Origin of the sequence: Pontibacillus yanchengensis (genome assembly GCF_009856295.1) — a bacterium.
GTDB lineage: Bacteria > Bacillota > Bacilli > Bacillales > BH030062 > Pontibacillus > Pontibacillus yanchengensis_A.
Window position 1 is genome coordinate 15,073 of record NZ_WMEU01000001.1, and the last position, 20,644, is coordinate 35,716.

24 protein-coding genes are annotated in these 20,644 nt (G+C 36.0%); 22 read left to right on the forward strand and 2 right to left on the reverse strand.

From position 1 onward, the window contains the following. Positions 1–4: 4 nt before the first annotated feature. The 8 genes from GLW08_RS00090 to GLW08_RS00125 all read left to right on the forward strand — a co-directional run bounded on the left by GLW08_RS00090 (position 5) and on the right by GLW08_RS00125 (position 5,770). Entirely contained in the window at positions 5–622 is a 618-nt protein-coding gene (locus tag GLW08_RS00090) for an HD domain-containing protein (protein ID WP_160846562.1), read from the forward strand. A gap of 539 nt (positions 623–1,161) precedes the next feature. Then, complete coding sequence (locus tag GLW08_RS00095) at positions 1,162–2,124, forward strand: thymidylate synthase (RefSeq protein WP_160846563.1); 963 nt, start codon at positions 1,162–1,164, stop codon at positions 2,122–2,124. 24 nt (positions 2,125–2,148) lie between these two features. Beyond that, on the forward strand, positions 2,149–2,640 hold the full coding sequence (locus GLW08_RS00100) for a dihydrofolate reductase (RefSeq protein WP_160846564.1): 492 nt from the start codon (positions 2,149–2,151) through the stop codon (positions 2,638–2,640). A gap of 88 nt (positions 2,641–2,728) precedes the next feature. After that, positions 2,729–3,307 carry a molybdenum cofactor guanylyltransferase gene (gene mobA, locus GLW08_RS00105; protein WP_160846565.1) on the forward strand — a complete coding sequence of 193 codons (579 nt, stop codon included), beginning with the start codon at positions 2,729–2,731 and terminating at the stop codon, positions 3,305–3,307. Positions 3,308–3,561: 254 nt separating this feature from the next. Continuing rightward, positions 3,562–3,777 (forward strand): twin-arginine translocase TatA/TatE family subunit, encoded by a 216-nt coding sequence (gene tatA, locus GLW08_RS00110; protein ID WP_160846566.1) that lies wholly within the window; start codon positions 3,562–3,564, stop codon positions 3,775–3,777. Positions 3,778–3,817: 40 nt separating this feature from the next. After that, a complete protein-coding gene (locus tag GLW08_RS00115) occupies positions 3,818–4,018 on the forward strand; it encodes a twin-arginine translocase TatA/TatE family subunit (RefSeq protein WP_160846567.1) in 201 nt (66 codons plus the stop codon). A 142-nt stretch (positions 4,019–4,160) separates the two neighbouring features. After that, positions 4,161–4,916 carry a twin-arginine translocase subunit TatC gene (tatC, locus tag GLW08_RS00120; protein WP_423808606.1) on the forward strand — a complete coding sequence of 252 codons (756 nt, stop codon included), beginning with the start codon at positions 4,161–4,163 and terminating at the stop codon, positions 4,914–4,916. Positions 4,917–5,545: 629 nt separating this feature from the next. Beyond that, complete coding sequence (locus GLW08_RS00125) at positions 5,546–5,770, forward strand: YozE family protein (RefSeq protein ID WP_160846568.1); 225 nt, start codon at positions 5,546–5,548, stop codon at positions 5,768–5,770. A 280-nt stretch (positions 5,771–6,050) separates the two neighbouring features. Here the strand turns inward: GLW08_RS00125 and GLW08_RS00130 are convergent, their stop codons facing one another. Together GLW08_RS00130 and GLW08_RS00135 are read right to left on the reverse strand one after the other, a co-directional pair. Next, positions 6,051–6,158, reverse strand: coding sequence for a YjcZ family sporulation protein (locus GLW08_RS00130; protein ID WP_160846569.1), 108 nt, complete (start codon positions 6,156–6,158; stop codon positions 6,051–6,053). A gap of 99 nt (positions 6,159–6,257) precedes the next feature. Then, complete coding sequence (locus tag GLW08_RS00135) at positions 6,258–6,584, reverse strand: YolD-like family protein (protein WP_160846570.1); 327 nt, start codon at positions 6,582–6,584, stop codon at positions 6,258–6,260. A 100-nt stretch (positions 6,585–6,684) separates the two neighbouring features. Here GLW08_RS00135 and GLW08_RS00140 point away from each other — a divergent pair, with 100 nt between their 5' ends. From GLW08_RS00140 to GLW08_RS00205, 14 genes are all read left to right on the forward strand, one after another. Then, a complete protein-coding gene (locus tag GLW08_RS00140) occupies positions 6,685–6,885 on the forward strand; it encodes a hypothetical protein (RefSeq protein ID WP_160846571.1) in 201 nt (66 codons plus the stop codon). Between the two features lie 268 nt (positions 6,886–7,153). Beyond that, positions 7,154–8,308 (forward strand): exonuclease SbcCD subunit D, encoded by a 1,155-nt coding sequence (locus GLW08_RS00145; RefSeq protein WP_337193872.1) that lies wholly within the window; start codon positions 7,154–7,156, stop codon positions 8,306–8,308. 1 nt (position 8,309) lies between these two features. Then, positions 8,310–11,429 carry an SbcC/MukB-like Walker B domain-containing protein gene (locus GLW08_RS00150; protein WP_160846572.1) on the forward strand — a complete coding sequence of 1,040 codons (3,120 nt, stop codon included), beginning with the start codon at positions 8,310–8,312 and terminating at the stop codon, positions 11,427–11,429. 162 nt (positions 11,430–11,591) lie between these two features. Continuing rightward, complete coding sequence (locus tag GLW08_RS00155) at positions 11,592–11,984, forward strand: DUF5365 family protein (protein WP_160846573.1); 393 nt, start codon at positions 11,592–11,594, stop codon at positions 11,982–11,984. Between the two features lie 155 nt (positions 11,985–12,139). Further along, entirely contained in the window at positions 12,140–12,388 is a 249-nt protein-coding gene (locus GLW08_RS00160; protein WP_160846574.1) for a DUF2584 family protein, read from the forward strand. Positions 12,389–12,726: 338 nt separating this feature from the next. After that, complete coding sequence (locus GLW08_RS00165) at positions 12,727–13,413, forward strand: uracil-DNA glycosylase (RefSeq protein WP_160846575.1); 687 nt, start codon at positions 12,727–12,729, stop codon at positions 13,411–13,413. Positions 13,414–13,500: 87 nt separating this feature from the next. Then, positions 13,501–14,205 (forward strand): VrrA/YqfQ family protein, encoded by a 705-nt coding sequence (vrrA, locus tag GLW08_RS00170; protein WP_160846576.1) that lies wholly within the window; start codon positions 13,501–13,503, stop codon positions 14,203–14,205. Positions 14,206–14,374: 169 nt separating this feature from the next. Next, the gene (gene msrB / locus GLW08_RS00175; RefSeq protein ID WP_423808681.1) at positions 14,375–15,337 is read left to right on the forward strand and encodes a peptide-methionine (R)-S-oxide reductase MsrB; all 963 of its coding nucleotides are present in this window, start codon (positions 14,375–14,377) and stop codon (positions 15,335–15,337) included. A gap of 256 nt (positions 15,338–15,593) precedes the next feature. Next, a complete protein-coding gene (locus GLW08_RS00180; protein ID WP_160846578.1) occupies positions 15,594–16,634 on the forward strand; it encodes an AbrB family transcriptional regulator in 1,041 nt (346 codons plus the stop codon). Positions 16,635–16,732: 98 nt separating this feature from the next. After that, positions 16,733–17,653: a VOC family protein gene (locus GLW08_RS00185; protein WP_160846579.1), complete on the forward strand. Its 921-nt coding sequence runs from the start codon at positions 16,733–16,735 to the stop codon at positions 17,651–17,653. Between the two features lie 2 nt (positions 17,654–17,655). Next, positions 17,656–18,261, forward strand: a complete 606-nt coding sequence (locus GLW08_RS00190) for an alpha/beta hydrolase (RefSeq protein ID WP_160846580.1) — start codon at positions 17,656–17,658, stop codon at positions 18,259–18,261. A gap of 228 nt (positions 18,262–18,489) precedes the next feature. After that, positions 18,490–19,215 (forward strand): DNA/RNA nuclease SfsA, encoded by a 726-nt coding sequence (gene sfsA / locus GLW08_RS00195; RefSeq protein ID WP_160846581.1) that lies wholly within the window; start codon positions 18,490–18,492, stop codon positions 19,213–19,215. A 106-nt stretch (positions 19,216–19,321) separates the two neighbouring features. Then, the gene (manA, locus tag GLW08_RS00200; protein WP_160846582.1) at positions 19,322–20,272 is read left to right on the forward strand and encodes a mannose-6-phosphate isomerase, class I; all 951 of its coding nucleotides are present in this window, start codon (positions 19,322–19,324) and stop codon (positions 20,270–20,272) included. A 49-nt stretch (positions 20,273–20,321) separates the two neighbouring features. Further along, positions 20,322–20,525, forward strand: a complete 204-nt coding sequence (locus GLW08_RS00205; protein WP_160846583.1) for a DUF6501 family protein — start codon at positions 20,322–20,324, stop codon at positions 20,523–20,525. Positions 20,526–20,644 lie beyond the last annotated feature (119 nt).

The following is a 20,644-nucleotide window of genomic DNA, read 5'->3' on the forward strand; positions in this document are numbered from 1 at the left end:
GAACATGAATCAAGAAGAAATACGGTCATGTACCAAACAGTACGTAGCCTCAATATTTCAAGAAGAGCCAACAGGCCATGATTTTGAGCATATGAAAAGAGTCGCAAATATGGCTGCCTATATTGCTGACGAAGAAGGTGCTGATCCGTTCATTTGTGAAATGGCAGGCTGGTTGCATGATGTAACAGATGGTAAATTAACGGACAATGAGAATCAGGCCAAAGAGAATTTGCACACGTTTTTACATAAATTGCCCTTAGAAACAGAGGATAAAAATGCAATCTTAGCTGCAATGAAGGATGTGTCCTTTAGAGGGAAACACATCATTCCCTACACTTACGAAGGGAAAATTGTGCAAGATGCTGATCGTCTAGATGCTATTGGAGCAATCGGCATTGCTAGGACATTTGCATTTGGAGGAAATAAAGAACAACTTTTATATACAGAAGATGAACAAGAACGTTCACAACCAGGCACCTCCATTCAACATTTTTATGATAAACTACTTCATCTAAAAGGATACATGAATACACCTACAGCTATTTCATTAGCTGAAGAAAGACATGCTATATTAGAGAAGTTTTTAAACGACTTTCATGAGGAGTGGAAGAAATTTTCTTAAGTCAATATAAATAAAAAACACAGCCGAAAAGAAGCTATGTTTTTATCATCTATGGAGTGCGTTTTGTCCCGAGGTATAGTGGACTCCAATAAGGATTGTTCATCCGACTTATTTTTACTCCATTATAAGAACCGCATGAATAAATTGGCCATTCTCTAAATAATTCATTATATGAGAAGGGCTAGGTCTCAAAAAAACACAGCCACCTACTCTTGGCTTCGAAAAGGTAATAGATACATTCCAAATATCACTTATTGTACAAGGGAGATGGACGTTTTTTTAGACATATTGAATAAAACCACTGCAATCAAAACAGCTTGAGCATTCACCTCCCAAACATAGGGAAAGCCTAAATACGCTTTAGCTATTTGTGCTATCGAGGAATTGTCAGAACTAGATTTTTGAAGTCATTTTAGATAATGTTTGTTTTTTGGCGTTTATGCTTTTTTATTCTACATAAAATTACATAAGCCCTCATTTGAGAAGAACGCGTATGATATAATAAAAAATTAAGAATAGTTAGCTAGGGAGGAAAAGACATGAAACAAGGTGAGCAAGCATACCTCGATCTATGTCAATATGTATTAGACCAAGGTACTCAAAAGGGAGACCGTACAGGAACAGGAACAATTTCTGTGTTTGGTTATCAAATGCGTTTTGACTTACAGCAAGGGTTCCCTTTATTAACGACAAAAAAAGTGCCGTTTCGATTGATTAAGAGTGAACTGCTTTGGTTCTTAAGTGGAGATACAAATATACAGTATTTATTAAAACATAATAACAATATATGGAATGAGTGGCCGTTTCGAAATTGGGTGAATAGTAACGATTATGAAGGTCCTGATATGACAGACTTTGGCATTAGAAGTCAACAAGATTCTGAATTTAAAGCTAAGTACGAGGAGCAAATGGCTTCATTCAAAGAAAAAATTCTGAATGATAACGAGTTTGCACGTACATATGGTGATTTAGGGAATGTGTATGGAAAGCAGTGGCGTGAATGGGAAACTTCCAGAGGGGAAACCATTGACCAGATTAAAGATGTAATCGAGATGATTAAACATAATCCTGATTCTCGTCGTCTAATTGTTTCCGCATGGAGTCCAGAAGATATTGGGCCAGAAAAAGCAGCACTACCTCCTTGCCATATTTTATTTCAATTTTATGTCGCAGATGGAAAATTAAGCTGCCAGTTGTATCAGCGTAGTGGAGATATCTTTCTGGGAGTCCCTTTTAACATTGCAAGCTATGCGTTGTTAACACATTTAATTGCTCGTGAATGTGGTCTGGATGTGGGTGAATTTATTCACACACTAGGAGATGCTCATATTTATTCCAATCATATAGATCAAGTAAGAACGCAATTAGCAAGACCCCCAAAAATGTTACCAACCTTACAAATTAATCCTGAAATAGAGTCAATTTTTGATGTGCAAATGGAGGACATAGAAATAAATGGCTATGAACCTCATCCAGCTATTAAAGCGCCAGTAGCTGTATAAATTTTCGGAAGGAGTTGACATGTTATGATATCGTTTCTTGTTGCTATGGATCGAAACCGTGTCATTGGTAAAGATAATGATTTACCGTGGCGTTTACCAGAAGATTTAAAATTCTTTAAACAAGTTTCTATGGGTAAAACAATTATTATGGGCAGGAAGACATTCGAGTCCATGAAGGGTCCTTTACCTGGAAGAACGAATGTGGTTGTAACAAGAAATAAGGATTATGAAAAAGGAGGTTGTACCGTAATTCATGGGATAGAAGAAATCTACAAGTGGAATGAAGAACAACCTGAAAAAGAATGGCTTGTCATTGGTGGAAGTCACCTTTTTGAACAAGTTATCGACGATGCAGACCGTATGTATATCACGTGGATTGATAAAGAATTTGAAGGAGATACATACTTCCCTGAATTCGATGAAATGAATTGGGTCCTAACTCATAATGAAAAAGGTAAAAAAGATGAGAAGAATCCTTATGATTATTACTTTCGACAATACGATCGGAAATCATAGCTCATTGAATAAACACTTTCCTTGGGATCGGTGTTTTCCCATTTTGCATAAGAATATATTCTTCGATTGTAACTAAGGAGTGAATGAGTTGGTTCGAGCTATTGTGCTAGCCGGAGGAGAATCAAGACGTATGGGACAAAATAAAGCTTTATTATCCCTTTATGGTAAGCCAATGATTACGCATGTAGTAGAAGAGATAGAGCGTTTTACTTCTTCTATCGTAATCTCAACTAATGAACCCAATCTTTTTTCTTTCTTATCCTACCTAAAGGTGGAAGACCATTACAAAGGACTAGGTCCGTTGGCAGCTTTAGAAAGTGCGATGGCTCAATCTGAAGAAGAATGGTTTTTAGTAGCAGCTTGCGATATGCCATTTATTAACCATAAGATATACAACGAAGTGTTTCAAAACAGAGGCCTATATAAAGCAGTTGTTCCAGTCTATGATGGGAGAATTCAACCTATGTCAGCCCTTTATCATAAAGACCTTTATCCATTAATTGTTCAACTATTAGAAGCTAACAATTTAAGAATGGTTGATTTATTAAATTTAACGTCAACGAATTATTTTTCGTCCTTTTCTAATAATATAAACAAGGATGAAATGGAAAAACATTTTATAAATCTTAACTATCCTGATCAATATAAGAAATGGCAAACTAAGTAAATAGTTATTATTGGTCTGATTTCTGTAATCTCATAGACAAAAATCGTAAAAACCCTTACAATCAAAACATGCAGTTTATATTTAAGTAACTATTGTAATAATAATGTAACATAAGAAAATAGAGTTTTTTTGTGTCGATATTGTGTACACTAACAAAAGATGTATCAAATTCGATATAATAAATGGAAATCATGACAATGTCCTTTTATCTTAATAGGACATGCCATCAAGAATGGTGAAGGGTAGGTGAAACAATGCCATCATTAATAGGAATACCTGGATTAATACTTATATTAGCGATAACATTGATACTTTTTGGACCAAAGAAGCTTCCGGAAATAGGCAAAGCTACTGGGCAAACATTAAAAGAATTCAAGCGATCAACTCGCGAATTAACGAGTGATGAATCTGATAAAACTGATCAGTCTAGCGAAGCATTGTCTTCAAATGAAGAGAATCGAAATTCCTAAACTAAATAGATAAAACATAATGAATAATGGAGTGATGACGATGTTCTCACAAATAGGGTTTCCTGGATTAATCCTTATTTTAGTTATTGCGTTAATAGTCTTTGGTCCCTCCAAGCTACCAGAAATAGGGAAAGCTGTTGGGAGCTCATTAAGAGAGTTTAAAAAGGCAACAACTGACATCATGTCTGATTCAGATGATGATACGAAAAAGGTAAAGCAAGAGCAAGATAAAAACGCATAAAATTTTTGCGTTCTTAAAGGTGTAGGAGTTCACTCTTACATCTTATTTATTTGTTTCATTTTATGAATTAAACAACTACTAAATGCATCTCCGAAAAAGGATGATGCCGTATCATTCGTTGCAATTGCAGGAGGTGGCTCACTTGTCGGAACAATCCAATACAACAGATCAGGAAATGAACATAACGGATCATTTAGGTGAGTTACGAACCCGCTTATTATGGACATTTGTGGTTTTTGTAGCGTTCTTTATCCTAGGTTTTGTATTCGTTGAAGAGATCTATCAATATTTTGAAAGTAATGTACAATATGAGCTAACAGTATTAGGACCATTTGATATCTTATGGATCTATATAATGCTAGCTAGTATGGTGGCCATTACAGGTACTTTGCCCGTGTTAACCTTACAAATTTGGCTTTTCGTTAAGCCAGCATTAACACCAAAGGAACAGAAGGTATCGTTAAGCTATATACCATCCATTTTCCTGTTGTTTGTTGGTGGTCTAGCATTTGGATATTTTATTATTGAACCTTTAATCTTTCAGTTTTTACTTTCCCTTGGAGAAGGTATGTTTAATACTATGTTCACAGTGGAGAAGTATTTTAAGTTTCTAATACGGGTTACATTGCCTTTCGCTATCTTTTTTGAAATTCCTCTTGTTGTTATGTTTTTAACGAGCTTGGGGATTGTTAACCCTAAAATGCTCCGGAGAACAAGGAAATATGCCTACTTTGTATTAGTTATTATCGGAACTATGATATCTCCGCCAGATTTCATTTTACAAATTGTAGTGGCAATTCCGTTAATTGTTTTATACGAAGTTTCGATCATATTGTCAGGGATAGTTGAACGAAGAAGACAAAGAAACTTAGATAAGGACTTGTCTTCAGAGGTATAAAGGAAACGATTTATTGAGTAAATAGTGAAAATTAAATAAGAATTGTTACCTGCCAACATAAATGTGTTGGCAGGTTTCTTATATGTACGTTTTTCTTACTCTATTTAAGTCCCATTATCTTAAAGAATTGGATTCAAGATAATTTTGGCGTTTGGAAAAGAGGTTGGTTTCCGTTAAACTAAATGAACGTATAGGTGGGCCGGGAAATTGGGGAGGTAGCTCCTATTTTTCGATTCTTGCTACGAAGGCAGGGAAAGTCGCTCCAGAGCCGATGTTTTAACGCATTTGAGTTCGCTACATCCGGTAGAATTCTCGACTGAACTAACGTCGTGTGAAGCCACAGAAAGCGATTTATTTCACGGCCCATCTTTTCTCTCCTTTAACACAACGGAAAAATCCCTCTCCCCCCAAAGTATCTCGACTTCAATCCTTCAAAATTATGCTCGTTTCTTGAATAACGAAGTAATAGATTTACCAACTTAAATAAAAAATAACATTTGTAAATCCGATTTATTAGTGATGTTATTCAAAATATACTTTGTTTCCCTATTCTTATATGTGTTAACGTTGCTTACAATGCACGGCCATGTTATAACTTAACAATACAATACCGTTTTAGGGGGAGTACGATGCGATCATTTTATCATTTTATGATGACATATAGAGGGAAAATGAATCCTGATGAAGAAAGTCGGTTAGCAGATTGGATGTTTAAGGATCATAGTTTTCCTAAACAATCTCACTCATACGATGAAATAAGCAGATATTTAGAGTGGAATATCCCTTTTTCTTCAGCTTTAAAAGTTTTCGACGATTTATGGGAGAGGTATCAGATGCAGGAGATTAATGGATGAATGTCGCGTTATTTCAATAAAAAAACAGGGCAACTAAGTATCTATGCCCTGTTTCCTTACTGAGATAAAAATAATAGAGGTGTATTTTTGGGTTAATGTAGGATTGATCTCGTTCTATTATAGCTAGCGCAAAATTCCTGTAAAAAATTACATTCATCAGGCTCATTTACTGTGCTAAGGAATTTACATCCGTTCTTGTTTAGCTTCTGATATGAATGGAATATGGACCAATAACAACTAGACACAACTACCGCCTAATGGCGGTAAATTGTGTTTTTTTTTAGTACACAAATGCAGCTCCTACGATAATCAACAAGATAAATAGAACCACAATCAATACAAAGTTACCATAACCGTAACCATAACCGCCACCACAACCGTAACTCATACCTATTCCTCCTTTTCATGTAAGGTATGATAGTATATGGTAAGCACACAGGTTTTGTATGGGCGATTGCACAGAAAAAGTAGAAAGCAGATTTGTATATTAGGCAACATTTACAATGGAATGAATAGGAAACAAGTGTAGTTGACCTTTACTTGTTCTGAATTTTACTCGCTGATCATGAGGTAGTAGTTGCTCTATCCTTCCTGTATATTCATGAAATGAGCCATCTGAAAAAATATGCAATATGATTGTAAGCTGTTCTTCGTAAGCGCTTTGTATTGTTTCATTTAATTGTTGTAATGCTTGTTCATCTAACTCAGGAGCTGTTTGTAAATCGTCTTCTTTCCACATATCTTTTAGGATTTGAACATGCTCGGGTAACATAAGGGAAGTCCATTTGATATTACCTCTATCGCGTAAGGTCATGTTTATTCCTCCTTTTTTTCAGTATAACCAAACAAATGTTCGTTTGACAATAGAAAAGAAACATTTGTTCGTGTATAATGTAAGTAAAGGAGCTGATAGCATGAACCATTCCATATTGGAACTCAATGAGATGGTTGAAATAGTGTATTTAGCCCATAATGGTACGTTTACAAAAAGAAAGATTAAAATAAGTTCCTGGAATGACCAGTATGTTTTTGCGTATTGTTTTTTACGCAAACAAATGCGTACATTTGTAAAGGAAAACATTCTAGCAGTACATCCAGCAACTTTATATCATTAATGAGTGTTTCATGGGATGCAGTAATTTCCTTTGGCTCAATTCTTCTTTTCTGATATGATTCGTAGTAAATGTAGTTCAACATGAAGGCAATATATACGTAGAAGTGAATTCCTGATATATAAATTTGAGACATTATCTTTGCCATAACACTAACGAAAACATAGAGAAGTATTACCTAAAACGTAATGTTCAGTAATGTTGGAACAGCAATATGCTGTTCCTTTCTTTTCAACATTAATATGTAGGTAATCAGTATATGAGGAGGTTCATGATGAAAATTTTACATACAGCTGATTGGCATTTAGGAAAGCTTGTTCATCAATTACATATGACCGAAGATCAGAGCTATATCATTGACCAGATAATTCAGATTGTTCAAGAAGAACAACCTGATGTCGTTGTGATAGCTGGAGATTTATATGATCGAGCTATTCCGCCAAAGGAAGCTGTAGAATTATTAAATAATACACTTACGACTTTAATTTTCGATCTGGGTATCCCAGTTTTAGCCAATACAGGAAATCATGATAGTCCAGATCGTCTGAACTTTGGTAGCCAGTTGTTTAAACGTCAACAATTCTATTTACAAGCTCATTTAGAAGGAGCATTAGAACCCGTGACATTACGGGATGAGTATGGAGATATTCATTTTTATCTTATTCCTTACATTGAACCGGCTGATGCAAGGATTGAATTTGAGGATGAATCTATTCAAACTCATCAAGAAGCTATGGAAACTGTTGTGAAATGCGTACAAGATAAAATGAACCATAATGAAAGGCATGTATTTGTAGGACATGCTTTTTTAGCAGGAGGAATGGAATCTGAGTCTGAAGAACGTCTTTCCATGATAGGGGGGACCCCCTATATAGATGCTTCTTTATTTTATGATTTTGATTACGTGGCGTTAGGTCACTTGCATCAGCCTCAAAGGGTAAAAAGAGATGTTATTCGTTATTCTGGTTCGATATTAAAATATTCATTTTCCGAAGCTAATCATAAAAAATCAGTTACAATTGTTGAACTCACCAACCAAGGAGTAGAAGAAATTAAACAAATCCCTTTGGTACCAAAAAGAGATATGAGAATTAAAGAAGGGTATTTGCAGGAATTATTAGATACTGACGAAGAAGGTATGCAAGACTACCTACATATTAAATTACTGGATAAAGGTCAATTACTTGATCCTATGGGGAAGCTTCGTAAAGTTTTTCCTAATGTATTAAGTCTTGAAAGGGTCGGATTGATGGGAGATAGTAAAGAGAAACAATTGCAAAATGTACAAGAGCGGAAACAAATGTCTCATTTAGAACTTTTTCAATCTTTTTATAAAGAAGTAAAAGGTGAAGACTTAGATGATAAAAGAACATCACACATTTTTCAAGTCATACAAGAATTAATTCAGGAAGAAAGGAATCAGTAGTATGCGTGCGATAACGCTAACAATGGAAGCGTTTGGTCCTTATTCTACCAAACAAACAATTGATTTTAATCAATTAGGTTATGAAACCATATTTTTGATTACTGGACCTACAGGTGCTGGAAAAACGAGTATCTTTGATGCGATGGTATATGCTCTTTATGGGCGAGCTAGTGGAAGCGAGCGCGATCAAGATACTCTAAGAAGTCATTTTGCAGAAGAAGGTCAATCAACTGAAGTCTGTTTCGTATTTGAGTTAAAGGATAAAAAATATGAGGTTAGAAGAAGTCCAAAACAGTTAAAGAAGAAAGAACGTGGCGAAGGATTTACCGAACAACCTCCCAAGGCAGAACTTTATGTAATACATGAGACAGAAAAAGAATTAATAGCCTCTAAAATAAAAGAAGTAAATGAAACAATAGAAAGTATGCTTCGATTGGATTATGAACAATTTCGAAAAATGATTATGATACCACAAGGTGAATTTCGAAGGTTAATTTCAGAAAATAGTAAAGAACGGGAAGAAATCTTGCAAAAAATTTTCCAGACATATGTATATGAACATATGACAGATCGACTCAAGGAAGAATCAAAAAAACTTAAAGAAACAGTAGAACATCTTGCTCAGAAAGAAAATAGTGAAATTGACAAGTTACACTGGACTACTGAAGAAAAAGAATCCGTTACCTCAAGTACAAAAGCACTTGAGAAACTTGAGGATGAGCTGAAGACTGATGATAACTACTTGAAAGAGCTTATGCAGTCACTATCGGATAAACGCCAGCAATTAAAGAAAAAACAAGAAGAATACTATTCACAAAAACAACTTAAGCAGCAGTTCCATGAGTATGAACAATATAAGCAAGAGCTAGAAACTATGAAACAACAAGAGCCAACCATATCCAATCAAGAATGGATCATTCATCAGGCCGAGAAAGCGAATCTAGTAAAATCTTATGAAGAGCAAGCATTACGCAGAAAAGAAGAAAGTAAAAAGCAAGAAACGCGCCTCCTTCAGAAGCAACAAGATTATGAAGTGCTTCAAAAAGAATTCTCTAATGTAGAAGAACAATATAAAGAGGAAGAAGGTAAAACGGAGGAACGAGAAGAGCTAAGGCAATCTATTGAAAAGTATAAACAAGAACTAGAACAGTTAAGAGAATATACAGATTTAAAGAAGCAAGCAACAGCACTTTTGACGTCCAAACAACAACAGGAAGAAAAAGTGAACAAGCTCCAGATGGATCGTAAAGAATTTCAGCAAAAAGTACATGAGCTTTCTAAATCTAATTATGAATATCAGTATGTAAACAAACGTTATTATGAGCTTGAATCAAAAGAGCGTGAACTTGATAGTATCATTAATCAAGTAATCAAGCTCATGAATGAGGAAGAAAAGCTTCAACAAATGCGCCAACACTATCAGCAAGTGCAGCGTCAGTATGAAAGTGTTAAAAAGCAACGAGAAGCTGCAATCCAGGAAGTGAAAAGGTTAGAAGAGGAGCAAAAACAACATCAAGCGGTTTTAATGGCAAATGAGTTAGTGGAAGGGCAGGAATGTCCAGTATGTGGATCTACTGATCATCCCAATAAGGCATTTACTTCCAACCATTATGTGTCAGACGATGCTGTAGAGAAGGCAAAGCAAACGTTAGAGCAAGTAGAAAAAACATTACAAAAACAGCAAGATGACTATGTTCGCGCTAAATCCGAGGGGCAATCTCAACGGCATATTGTAGATCAACAGCAAGAGGCATTACAATCACATCTCACTACGCCTTTTTTACAAGAAGCCTCTAGACAAGAACAAAAGCAAACCTGGGAAAAAGAAAGAAATGAAACAAAAGAACAAAAGCAATTAACAGCAAAACAGCTCTCTCAACTCGAAGAGGATATTAAGCATGTCCAAGTATATCAAGAGAAAATGCAATCACTGGACGAAAAAATTGAAGAAGAAAAATCGAAACTTCAAGAAACACATAATCAATGGGTTAGTATCAATACAAAGATGGAGCATATTCAATCTGGATTAACAGGGGAATATATTGAAGATCCTGAAAAACTAGCTTCCTTTGTAACTCAAGAAGAGGAACGGTATGAAAAATGGATCCATCACATGCAGCAGTTGAGTGAACAGTATCAGCGAAAAAAAGAACAAATACAAAAGCTAGAAGTGGAGATTAATCAACAACAAACTTATGTTGAAGAAACGAAAGAAAATGAGAAAAAAGCGGATGAACAATTAGTAGCTCAATGTAATGAAGTTGGATTCGAATCAGTGGAAGCGTATCAGCTCGCAAAACTTGACCAAGAAGAATTACGGAATAAAAAAGAAGAAGTCAATCAATTTAGAAAAAAGCAACAATCTACACAGGATTCCTATACAAAGCTTTATGAACAATTACATGATAAAGAAGTGCCTAATCTGGAAGATATGGAATCGTTATTAACTGAAATGGAAAATAACTTGGAGGAGCTCTCCGAACAATATCAGCAGATTTATTTGAAGAAAACAGAGCATGCACGAATATATGGTCAATTAGAAGAATTGATTCAATTACGAGTTGAGTCTGAAGAGAAATATTATTATATTGGAGAACTTGCTCAATTAGCAAGAGGGGACAATGCTTATAAATTATCGTTTGAGAGATATGTCTTGTCAGCATTCTTGGATGAAATTATTATCCAAGCAAATATTCGCTTGGATCAAATGACAGAGCATCGATATCAACTTGAGCGTAGTCAAGAAAGAGCTAAGGGAGGCGCGCAAAGTGGTCTCGATTTAGAAGTTTTGGACCATTATACTGGTTTAAGAAGGTCTGTTAAAACGTTATCTGGAGGCGAAGGGTTTAAAGCTGCATTAAGTCTTGCTCTAGGAATGGCTGACGTAGTTCAAGCTCATGCAGGAGGCGTGCAATTGGACACACTCTTTATAGACGAAGGATTTGGAACATTAGATGAGGAGTCTTTGGATCAGGCAATTAATTGTCTGAAGGATTTACAAAAAGGAAACAGAATGCTTGGTATTATTTCCCATGTACCTAAACTAAAACAAGAGATTCCGGCAAAACTACAAATATCACCTTCACCAAAAGGATCAACATGTGCTTTTTCATTAGCTTAGGAGATATATTGCCAATAATTACAGCTTAAAGTATAAAAATAGCCCATGATATACTGTGAAATAGGCTTTTTTACAAAAGCCTATATCAGTTGATCGAGAATGATAACCGCGCTATTACTATGTTATTAGAAACAGTTAAGGTCTAAGGAGGAAACTTTTAGGATGAAAATTGTAACAGCCTCAACTCCAGAACAGCAGGACTATGTACAAACGACTGTACGGTATATTTATAACAACCTGTTACCATCATTTTTTTCCTCATCCTATATCAAGGATTTGCATAATCTTGATGTTCTTCAGATACGAAATATTGAAGAGTACTCTTTAAAAGAAATTATGGAAATAACTGCAGCCCTTCAAACCATTCAATCTATTCTTGAATGTTTGGTGAATGATGGCCATCCAATTGATTACAAACATAAATTTAAAAACAATCAGAGAATATTAGAAAAGCATTTTATTCATTTTCCTTTTCAGTGTGAAGATTTTCATAAGGTAGATCAAACCGAATATCCAATGTCCATGATCCAACCAGACAATAAATGGCTTATTTAATAACAAGTCCTTCTCTTTGGTGATATAAGTAAATTAGAAATATAGATTTTTCATTAGTCCCAGTCACACAAGTACTTAAATCATTTTTTACACTTGCTATCTGAAAAGAGGTAACGTAGGATGAAAGAAAAGAGATAGGATGGAGGGGGAATAGTATGTCGATGCCATTATCACTAGAATGGTGTATTATTACCCATGGAGAAGAAATGCGTGTAGAGGAAAAAGAAAATACGTTCACATTAAAGTTAGATGGATATCAATTATTTCCTATCGATCAATTTATTGATATTAAACGCACAGATAATGCGGAACAGATTGGGACGGCTAAAGTAGTTGAAATGAGCTGGTTTGCCAATACCACAGTAATTACTTATGAACTCATTTCTCTTTATAACGTCAATTAATGACACGTTTTTTAGAGATTTGTAGAAACATGCGCTTGCCCGGGAAATGTTTTCGGGTAATAGCTAGTACAATTCATTAAATTGACAAAGTTAACCTGACAATAAGCAATGGTATAGCTTTATACTTAAAGTATAAAGTTAACTACACTAATGAAAGAGGGATGAACAATGTTAACGGTTATGTTGTTTGGTCTTATATTAAGTGGAACCATTGCATTAATTATTGCCGGAGATTTAACGACTGATTGAAGATAAAATCATAGGCTGCTACACTTTAAGACAGATGCTAACAAAACGGCATCTGTTTTTTATATAAAGTTAAGGGGAGTAATGAAATCATGACAATACTTTCTAATGATTGGCAGACTATTGTAGGAGACCAATTTAATGAAACATATTACATACAATTAAGAGAATTTCTTAAGAATGAATATCAAACTCATATAGTTTATCCGCAGATGAATGACATTTTCAATGCATTACACTACACCCCCTTCCATAAAACCAAAGTGGTTATCTTCGGTCAAGATCCTTATCATGGTCATGATCAAGCACATGGGTTTAGCTTCTCTGTGAAGCCAGGGGTAACCATACCACCTTCGTTACGAAATATTTACAAAGAACTAAATGATGATATTGGGTTTGCCATACCTAATCATGGTTACTTACTCCACTGGGCAAAAGAAGGGGTACTGTTATTAAATACAGTGTTAACTGTACGTGCTAAGGAAGCAAATTCTCATAAAGGACAAGGATGGGAACATTTTACGAATGAAGTAATTAAAGCACTTAACAACCGTGAAGATCCAGTTGTGTTTATCTTATGGGGAAGACATGCCCAACAGAAAATAGCTATGCTAGATGATACAAAACATCTTATCATTACATCACCGCACCCTAGTCCTTTTTCTGCTCATAAAGGATTTTTTGGCAGTAAACCATTTTCAAAGGCTAATGATTTTCTGAAAAACAAAGGTCTATCTCCAATAGATTGGCAACTTCCTTTACAGCCCTCAGAATCTTAACATGTAATTATATGAAAACCGCCTACACCTATCTCCCTCTTCTTACGTACAGTAACAGTAGTGAAGACAATGAAGGAGGGGGAGCATATGCCTCAAGGAATCAGACCAATGCCCTTTAATCGAATGCCTCAAGGAGGGGGAGCCCCATTTCAGATTGGCGGAAAACCACCACAATCTATGCCAATGTCAGGGTTCAATTCGCAAGGCGCCACTCGCTTTAACGGCTTTACAGGAATGAATAGTTTTCAAGGTATGCCCGGTAATCAAGGATTCCAAGGTCTTTCACAAGGGATGCAAGGATTATCAGGTATGTCTGGTAGAGGAGCTGGTGGTGGTGGGCTTCTATCAAGAATATTGGGAGGTGGAGCAAGTGGGGGAGCATCCCCTATGGCAGGCTTAGCTCAATCTGCAACTAGTGCAAGTGGAGGTGCAACTGGTATGCTCAACAATGTCCAGCAAGTGTTGAAAATGGCCCAGACTGCAGCCCCTATGGTTCAACAATATGGTCCAATGGTAAAAAACCTCCCAACAATGTTTAAATTAATGAAGATTATGAGAGAACCAGATGAAGGGGAAGTCGAAGAGGATACTGTGGATGAAGGTGATAGCAATAAAAATCCAACATCCAATAACAGTACACCTTCCCCTAAATCAAAATCTTCCTCAACCAAACAAAAATCGAAACAATCGCAATCTCCAACAACACAAAAATCAAAAACAAAAGTAGCCAAAGAAGCATCTTCAAACAAAAAGAGTCCTAAAGGAAGGTCCCAGCCAAGAATGTATATTTAAGATTTGGAGCAATTTACTTGATTTTTACACGGTGACAAGAAACAATAAGGACACAAGCTTGCTTAAGTGTTCTTGAAGTTAGCATGACAGCAAACTACACTATACATCGGCTTACACCATTTTTGGCGATAAGCCGTGTTTTGTCTATATGTTTGAGGAGGAATGCACCGTGACAAGTAATAACTTGGAAACAGCAACATTTGCAGGGGGCTGCTTCTGGTGTATGGTCGAACCATTTGATGAACGACCTGGCATCCATGAAGTAGTCTCAGGCTATACAGGCGGTCACACAGAAAATCCAACTTATGAAGAAGTGATAACAGAACAAACAGGGCATTTGGAAGCGGTCCAAATAACCTACGACCCAGATGTATTTCCGTATGAACGACTTTTACAAGTATTTTGGCAACAAATAGATCCAACAGATGCTGGTGGACAATTTGCTGATCGAGGTACTTCCTATACAACCGCAATCTTTTATCACAATGAAAAACAAAAACAATTAGCAGAGCAATCTAGACAACAATTAGAAGAAAGCGGGAAGTTTAAAAAGCCGATTGTAACAAAAATATTACCAGCTAGTCCATTTTATCGAGCTGAAGAAAAGCATCAAGACTACCATAAAAAACAATCCTTTCATTACAGGTTATATAAGCAAGGTTCCGGTCGAAAGGACTTTATTGATAACAACTGGAAGATGGATAAAGATCAAGAACAATTAAAAAAGCAATTATCCTCTATTCAATACAAAGTAACACAAGAAAATGGAACAGAAGCTCCTTTTCAAAATGAGTTTTATGACCATGAAGAGGATGGTATATATATAGATATCGTATCTGGAGAACCACTATTTAGTTCCAGAGATAAATATGATGCTGGATGCGGTTGGCCAAGCTTCACTAGACCTATAGATGACTATTTCGTTGATGAAAATACTGATGAATCTCATGGTATGATACGAACAGAAGTACGTAGTAAAGAAGCGGACTCTCATCTTGGACATGTTTTTGAGGATGGACCAAAACAAGAAGGTGGACTGCGATATTGTATTAATTCAGCAGCACTTCGCTTCATACCTAAGGAAAAGCTTGAGGAAGAAGGATACGGGTATTTACAGTATATCTTTTCGTAATAAGATATAGGAATAACAGGAGCCTGGAATTTTACCAGTGCTCCTTCTTTTATACGTTTGGATCATTCCGTGTCAAATTGTTTTCTTCCCCACAGGCAAGTAATTCGACAAGCTTTCTTATGGTTTTTGGTGTTAAGCAAATATTTCGTGCAACCAACACTTGTAAAGTGAATTTGCTTTACGTGAAGTGTGTCGCTTGTATTTGTTTGAATAGGTGCGGAGCATGAAAGTAAGCTATGCATAAGGGTTGATGGAAATGGATTTTATAAAAAAATTAGTGTATTCATACATAATAGGTGCTATTGGAGGAAGTCTGTTTGTTTGGTTTCATATGCCTTTACCTTGGGTTCTGGGGGCTGTAACCTCACTCCTTTTTTATAAAACAATCTGGAAACAAGACACGGCCTCTTCCATACCATTAAAAAATATAAGCTTTGCATTGTTAGGTGTTCAATTAGGCTCTTCCTTTACAGAAGATACCTTTCAGCAAATTGGTCCATATATAATACCTTATTTATTTTTTACGTGTTTCATTATTGCAGTTAGCTTGTTTAATGGCTATATTGTTTCGAAATGGCTTCCAGTGAAAATGGATACATCTATGTTAGGTAGTATTCCAGGTGGTTTATCTGCATCGATTGCGTTAAGTGATTCATTACAGAGTAATACCGTCTTGGTTACAATCTTTCATACCATTCGTTTGGTTGCTGTTCTATTTATTATCCCTTTTTCGGCTACTCATTTCTTTTATGAAGGGAATATTGTCTCGGCTGAACTTTCTCCATCTACAAATACAGGAGAATGGTACACAATTGCCTTTTTGATTTTGTCCTATCTGGTAGCTGTGTTATTAAATAAAAAAATTCCCGCTGCCTATGTCATGATTCCTATGTTTACGGTGGGGATATTAAAGGTTATAGGAGTTCCGATGATGTCATTACCAGATTTTTTATTCATTTGGGCCCAAATTACGTTAGGTGTGTACCTTGGTAATTCCATAAACATAGAGGATCTTATGAAAGCAGGAAAATATTGCATGATATACTTTGGTCTCTCTGTTTGGTTGATTATTATGTCGTTTTGCCTAGGGTATGTATTTAGCCAAATGGTTGATATAAGTATAGCCACTGCTATATTAAGTATTGCGCCAGGTGGTCTGATTGAAATGGCATTAACAGCACAAAGTGTAGGTGGTGATCCCTCGATTGTAAGTTCTTTACAGATGGTCAGGCTGTTAATTGTAGTAATGATTGTGCCGATTTTTCTTCAGTGGTTTTTTCGAAAAATGGAGAAGTAAAGACATTGTAGTTGACAATAAGGGTTAACACACCTTACCATTATCTTGAATTCAAGATAATATATTAATGCTTTAGAACATGTGAAAGGATGAAGTAAATGAAAATAGAGACAAGTGGAATTCACCACATAACTGCCCTTGTCAATGATCCACAAACGAATGTTGATTTTTACGAAAACACATTAGGATTAAGATTAGTGAAGAAAACCGTAAACTTTGATGATCCTGGTATTTATCATCTTTACTTTGGGGATAAGATTGGAACTCCTGGAACCATTATGACATTCTTTCCATTAGAATCAGCTCCATCTGGAAGAATAGGGTCTGGACAAGTAGAACGTACATTATTCCTAATACCTAAAGGGGCAAGTTCTTCTTGGGTCGATTATTTTCAAATAAAGTCCATTGAATTTGAGGAAAATGATCATGGAATCTGGTTCTTGGATCCTGATGGTATAAAGTTAGGGTTAGTAGAAGAGGATTCTAACATCAGTACGTATTGGGACCAATCAACGATAAAGGAAAATATTGCGATTAAAGGATTTTATGGTGCTATATTAAACTCATTAAAACCACTTGAAACAGGAAACCTACTTGAGGCAATGGGGTTTAAAGCAACAGTCGATAAAGATGATTTCTCGATGTATGAGGGCTCTGCAGATATAGGATCACATATTTGGTTAAATCGTACTGCTGTACCTAGAGGATTAGGTGGGGCAGGTACAATTCATCACATTGCCTTTCGTACCGAAAAAGAATCCGATCAAGCTCTTTGGCAAGAATTTCTCCATTCAGAACAAGGTCTCCGTATTACCCCAGTAATGGATCGGCAATATTTTAAGTCTGTGTACTTTCATGAACCTGGAGGCATATTGTTTGAGATTGCTACAGATGAACCAGGCTTCGTAACGGATGAGGGTGTAGATGCACTAGGTCAATCATTAACATTACCTGAATGGTTAGAAACACAGAGACCTCAAATAGAAGCTACCTTATCCGAGCTTAAGAGAGGAGAATAAAGATGGAATATATTTTTCAACAAGGAGCACAGGATGCACCAGTCTTATTATTGCTACATGGTACAGGAGGGAATGAACGTGATTTGTTACCGTTAGCTGAAATGATTGATTCAGGTGCTTCTGTATTAAGTGTAAGAGGAAACATTTCTGAAAATGGCATGCCCCGGTTTTTCAAACGTTTACGAGAAGGGGTGTTTGATGAGGAAGATTTACAATTCCGAACAAAAGAACTAGCAGAGTTTCTTGATGAGATGGCTGAAGAACATCAATTTGATCGTTCAAATGTAATAGCAGTTGGATATTCTAATGGAGCCAACATTGCTGGTAGTCTGTTGTTCCATTATGCCGATGTACTAAAGGGTGCTATTCTACTACACCCAATGGTTCCAATGCGGGGTCTTAATCTACCTGATATGAAAGGGGCACCTGTGTTTATAGGAGCTGGGACGAACGATCCTATTTGCTCTCCTGAGGAAACTAAAGAATTGAATTCCATTCTTAATGAGCAGGGGGCAAGTGTAACCATACATTGGGAAAACAATGGACATCAATTAACGAAACCTGAGATTGATCAAGCAAAGGATTGGTACCATGATCAATTCAAATAAAGTTGCTAAATCAGGAAGGCCTGGGGCACCGAAATAAATGTGCCAGGCTTTTCGCAACTTTCTAATATGTTCTAATGCTAATAGATTGAAACGTTTTGTGCAGATTTTTCATTCCTAAAAGCTTGCCATTCAATACATTTTCATTATACTTTTAAAAGACGGTATTTTATTACTTAAATCAGAACCAAGTTTTATGCACCCCGTTATTATGGTGAAAGTAGGCTGATTATGAGAAATTCCAATTGTTTTATACCATTTCCACATCCTTTATATCCTGCAAGGTTTGTAAAACGCTCTAACCGATTTATTTTGTATTGCGCATTAAATCATTCTGGTGAAACGGTTCGTGTCCATATGGGAGATCCGGGACGTCTAAAGGAACTTCTTCACCCAAATACGATCATTTATGTAAGTTATCATAATTCCAATTCCAGAAAAACAAACTGGTCCGCAGTATTAATTGAAGACCCACATACAAAGGAATTAGTCTCCCTACAAACAACATTACCAAATAAGCTAATCGAAATGTCACTAAGAACCAATGAGTTAAACGAATTTAAGAATTGGAGTTACATACAACGAGAATTTACAAAGGGAAGTTCTAGGTTTGACTTTTTATTAGAGAATACAACCCAACAACATGCCGTGGAGGTAAAAAGTGTAACATTACAGTATGATGGAGTTGGCTATTTTCCGGATGCTATAACGGACAGGGGACGAAAACATGTTCAAGAGTTAGAACAACTCGTAAAAGAAGAAGGATGGCATAGTAGTATTTTATTTGTATGCCAGAGACGTGATATTTCGAAGGTTAGAATGGCAGATTGGATTGATTCAGCATTCTCCGAAGCCATAAGCAAAGCAAGTGAGAGTGGTGTCAACATCTATGCCCGCACTTGTGAGATTACATTAGAAGGTATGTATCTATCCTCCCCAATACCAGTTGACATTTAGCTAGAAATAGAATAATTTTTACAATGATTTCGAAAAGTGTATGCAGGAATAGAAATGAAGGGTAGGTCCATGATAAAGTATGGGAAGAGATGAAGGAGGTAAGGACATGGCAGAACCATTATTTTTGCAACCCATTTTCAAAGAGAGAATTTGGGGTGGCACTACGTTAAAAGAAAAATTTGGTTATGATATTCCTTCTGAAACCACAGGAGAATGCTGGGCTATTTCTGCACATAAAAATGGACAAAGTACAGTGATGAACGGGGAATTCGAGGGGAAAACACTAGACCAAGTATGGGGGGATGCGCCTCATTTGTTTGGTCATTATAACGCTGAAGTATTTCCGCTACTTACAAAAATACTAGATGCTAATAAGGATCTTTCGGTTCAAGTTCACCCTGACGATGAATATGCACATAAACATGAGGGTGAAAATGAATATGGTAAAACGGAATGCTGGTACATAATCGATTGTTCGTCAAATGCAGAGCTTATCTTTGGTCACCATGCACATAGTAGACAAGAATTGCAACAAATGATTTCAGAGGGAAAGTGGGACAATTTGCTAAGGAAAGTATCCATAAAACCTGGGGATTTCTTTTATGTTCCTAGTGGGACTATTCATGCTTTATGTGAGGGAACGTTGGTACTAGAGACGCAACAAAGCTCTGATACAACGTATCGTGTATTTGATTATAATCGAACAGATCAAGAAGGAAATCAAAGAGAACTTCATTTACAGCAAGCGATTGATGTAACAACTGTTCCTCATAAAGATAATGAACTAAACTTTATGGTGGAGCAACGCACTGGTGCAACGATAACAACATTAGTACAGGAACAGTACTTTAGTGTGTATAAATACGAATTATTTGGAGCGGCTGCTTTTGAACAAGACAGCTTTTTTCAATTATTTAGTGTATTAGACGGCGAAGCTACTCTCCAAATTGGAAGTGATTCTTATTCCCTTTCAAAAGGGGAGCATTTCATTCTTCCAAGCAACACTGGAGATTTCACATTAGATGGAGAAGCTACTATAATAGTTTCCAATCCTTAATATATTTTGTACGCAATGAAAAAGTAATTATAAGTAAGGAGGAATAATAATGATTCATAAACATTGGTATGAAACGGACACCATTAAACAGGTAGAATGTGTTCACGCAAATGCTGAGAAATATGTTGTAGAAAATGTATTAACACCTGGCAAAGTATATGATGTAAAAAACGAAACAGAAGAGTTTATATTCATTGTTGATAATACTGGTAAAATGGGTGGATTTAAGAAGGACTATTTCAAAGAAGTATAAAACGAAGAGCTAGCCTAAAATAATGTAGGCTAGCTTTTTTTATCGTTTACTTGTGACTAACAATTATGTATCGATAGACAATTCCCTAAAAAAAATTAATATAAATGTTTGTGATGTGT